We start from the raw sequence: 3,640 nt of genomic DNA, 5'->3' as shown, positions 1-3,640 counted from the left end.
CAGATCCCCACCGCCGCGCCGGGCGCCACCCGGCCCGCCGGGACGCTCGCGATCGCGCCGAGCGCGAACAGCCCGAAGAACGGCCCTTCCGGTTTGAGCCCCAGCCGGTCGGTGAGGAGCGACACCACCCCCGCGAAGATCACTTCGGTGGCGACGAGGGCCCAGGTCGCCGCGCCCAGCTCGGCCAGGAGCACCCCGAGCGCGACGCCCGCGAGCAGCACCGTCCCGGCCTGCGCCTGCTGGACGAGCCTGCGCCGGTGGACCACGGCCCGCCCGTACATCCCGGTGATCGCCCCGAAGACCGAGTAGATCATCAGATCGGGACGTCCGGCGGCCAGCAGCAGCGCCCCGGGGACCGCGAGCCCCAACGCCACCCGGAACGCATGGTGATGATCGTCGATCCTGGGCGCCACCGCGACGAGCCCCCGCACATGGACCACCACCGCGCCCCGGACGCGCACCCGAACCACCCGCACCGAAGCTCCGATCCCCCCGCCCGCCGACGCCAGAGAGTATCTTCCCGACCCGGATGCGTCGCGCCCGGTCCACCGAATTGAGCTGTGACCTGAGTATCTGAGCGGATGTGCCCGGCCCGTCCCGGCGGGATGATCAGATCATGGACGTTGCCCGCTGCCCGCGCTGCTTCATACCGCTCCCCGCCGAGGGACCGGCGGTCTGCCCGGCCTGCCGCCTCCCGCTCGACGGCGCTCCGGCGGCCGAACTCCGGCAGATCGACGTCCGGCTGGGAGCGCTGCGCGCCGAGACCGACGGCCTGCTCCACCGCCGCGCCGCCCTGCTGTACGAGCTCCGCGCCACCCCGGAGCCGACCGCCGAACTGAGCGGCCTGGCCGTCCGGAACCTGCTCCTGATTCTGGGCGTGGGCCTGCTGGCCGTCGCCGCGCTGGTGTTCACGCTGGTGAGCTGGGGCCGTCTTGGACTGCCCGTCAAGGCGACGATCCTGAGCTCCGCCGCGGCTCTCGCCCTGTTCCTGCCCTGGCCGCTGGTGCGCCGCCGGTTGAAGGCCACCGCCGAGGCCGTCGCCGTCGTCGGCCTCCTCCTGGTCGTCCTCGAGCTCTACGCCGCCTACTCCTACGGTCTCCTCGACGGCGTCCCGGCGCGCTGGTACGCCACCGCCGCCGCCACTTTCTTCACCGTCTTCGCCGCGGTCTACGCCCGCTACTCCCCGCTCCGCCTCCCCCGCGCCGCCGCCCTCCTCGCCGCCCAGCTCCCCCTCGCCCTGGCCGCGTTCGCCCTCCACGCCACCCCCACCGAGTTCGCCGTCACCCTCCTGGCCATTTCTCTCCTCGATCTCGCACAGGTGCGGCGGGACGGGGTCGTCGTGGTGGCGGGGCTGGTGGTGGGGGCGTTGGGGCTGCTGCTGGCGGGCGGCGGACCGGCGCGGGCCGACGCCGTCCGCGACCGGCAGTGGCCCGTCCTCAATGACTTGAACGTCCCGAAGGCGTGGGCGTTCGGCAAGGGGGCGGGCGTCACCGTCGCGGTGCTGGACTCCGGGGTCGATCCCGGTCAGCCCGACCTCACCGGCTCCGTCATCGCGGGCCCCGATCTGACGGCCGGGGCCAACCCGCCGGGCGTCGCACCGCAGATGCTGCACGGCACCAACATGGCGTCGATCATCGCGGGGCACGGCCACGGCCCGGACGGGGCGGACGGCGTCCTGGGCGTCGCACCCGAAGCGAAGATCCTCTCGGTGCGGGTGATCCTGGAGAACGCCGAGCCCGGCTTCACCGTCTACAACACCGAGCCCCGCTACGACCGGGCCATCGCCGACGGCATCCGCTACGCCGTCGACCACGGCGCCGGCGTGATCAACATGTCGCTGGGCAAGCCCGTCCCGACCGCCGCGGAGCGGCAGGCCATCGCCTACGCCGTCCAGAAGGGCGCGGTGGTGGTGGCCGCGGCGGGCAACGAGGGCGCGTCGAAGACCGCCAAACGCACCGGAAACGCCCCGTACTCCTTTCCGGCTTCGTTCCCCGGCGTGATCGCGGTCGCGGCCGTCGACTCCGCCCACGAGCACGCGGGTTTCTCCAACAAGAACAGCGCCGTCGTGGTCTCGGCGCCGGGCGTGGACATCGTCGGCGCGGGCCCCGGCGACTCCTACTGGATCGGCGACGGCACCAGCCCCGCCACGGCGTTCGTCTCAGGCGTCGCCGCCCTGATCCGCGCCCGCCACCCCGCCCTGGCCCCCGCACTGGTCACCCAGGCCATCATCACCGGCGCGGCCCACCGCCCCGCCACGGGCTACAGCCCCGCCCTGGGCTTCGGCGAGGTCGACGCCCTGGCCGCCCTGAAAGCCTCCGACGCCCTCACCACCACCCGCCTCACCGGCCTGGGCGCCGACCCGGGAACCTCTCTCCTCCCCCCTTCCCCCACCCGCGTCGTCCACCACGACACCCACCTCCTCCTCACCAGCACCCTCACCGCCCTCCTGGCCCTCGCCACCTCCGTCGCCACCGCCCTCCTAGCCCTCCGCCGCCCCCGGAGGGCGCGCACCTGGTGAATTAGTCGGGTGGGTGGGGGTGGTGTGGCACGAGGAGGGGGGATCTTCCGCTCTAATTACTTTGATGTCCAGTGCTCCCTATCGGCTCGTCCGGCGCGGTGGTAACACCGGGGCCGTTGACGTGCCACGGCTGGACGAGGCGCAGCGGCGGGTGGTGGCGCATCGCGGGGGGCCGCTGCTGGTGCTGGCGGGGCCGGGGACGGGGAAGACGACGACGATCGTCGAATCCGTGGTCGGGCGGGTCGAAGAGGGGGGCGATCCCGAGCGGATGCTCGTCCTGACGTTCTCGCGGAAGGCCGCCGAGGAGATCAGGGACCGGATCACCGGACGGCTCGGCGTGACGACGACCACACCGCTCGCCCTGACCTTCCACTCCTACGCGTGGGCGCTGCTGCGACGGCAGGCCGTCCTGGAAGAGCTCGAGCCGCCGCGGCTGCTGACCGGGCCCGAGCAGCTCCTGGAGTTCCGGCGGCTGCTCGCGGGCGAGGTCGAGGACGGGGCGAAAGGCTGGCCGGAACGGCTGCTGCCCGCGCTCAACACGCGGGGGTTCGCCGAAGAGCTCCGCGACTTCACCCTGCGCGCCGCCGAACGGGACATCGACCCGCAGAAACTGTTCGAACTGGGCACCCGCCAGGGCCGGGACGACTGGGTGGCGATCGCCCGTTTCATGCTCAGATACGGGCAGCGCCAAGATCTCGACCCCGTCCCGTCCTACGACTACACCGAGATCATCCGCGAGGCGGGCGGGCTGCTCGCGTTCGACGCCGACGTCAGGGAGCGGGAACGCGGAGCCTACGACGCGATCTTCGTGGACGAGTACCAGGACACCGACCCCGCCCAGGAACGCCTGCTCCGCCAGCTCGCCGACGGCGGCCGCGACCTGGTCGCGGTCGGCGACCCCGACCAGTCGATCTACGGGTTCCGCGGCGCGGAGGTCCGGGCGATCCTGGAGTTCCCCGAACGGTTCCGGCACCTCGACGGAAGGCCCGCCGAGACCGTCGCGCTGAACGTGTGCCGCCGGATGGGGGCGCCGCTGGTGGAGGCGTCGCGACGGGTCGCGCGGCGGCTGCCCGGCAGGGTCGAGCACCGCGCGCTGGTCACCCCGGAGCAGCCGGACGCCCC

3 protein-coding genes are annotated in these 3,640 nt (G+C 73.3%); 2 read left to right on the top strand and 1 reads right to left on the bottom strand.

The genetic code is table 11. From position 1 onward, the window contains the following. A partial coding sequence (locus ACYVE7_RS31020) for a hypothetical protein (RefSeq protein ID WP_460369740.1) occupies positions 1–476 on the bottom strand: 476 nt, incomplete at its 3' end. A 140-nt stretch (positions 477–616) separates the two neighbouring features. Here ACYVE7_RS31020 and ACYVE7_RS31015 point away from each other — a divergent pair. Together ACYVE7_RS31015 and ACYVE7_RS31010 are read left to right on the top strand one after the other, a co-directional pair. Next, positions 617–2,518, top strand: a complete 1,902-nt coding sequence (locus tag ACYVE7_RS31015) for a S8 family serine peptidase (protein ID WP_460369739.1) — start codon at positions 617–619, stop codon at positions 2,516–2,518. A 64-nt stretch (positions 2,519–2,582) separates the two neighbouring features. Further along, positions 2,583–3,640: ATP-dependent helicase (locus ACYVE7_RS31010; protein ID WP_460369738.1), on the top strand; the 1,058-nt coding region annotated here is incomplete at its 3' end.

The sequence above is a fragment of the Actinocorallia lasiicapitis genome, assembly GCF_054778695.1.
The sequence above is the reverse complement of the archived record's forward strand: the minus strand, read 5'-3'. Positions and strand labels throughout refer to the sequence as shown.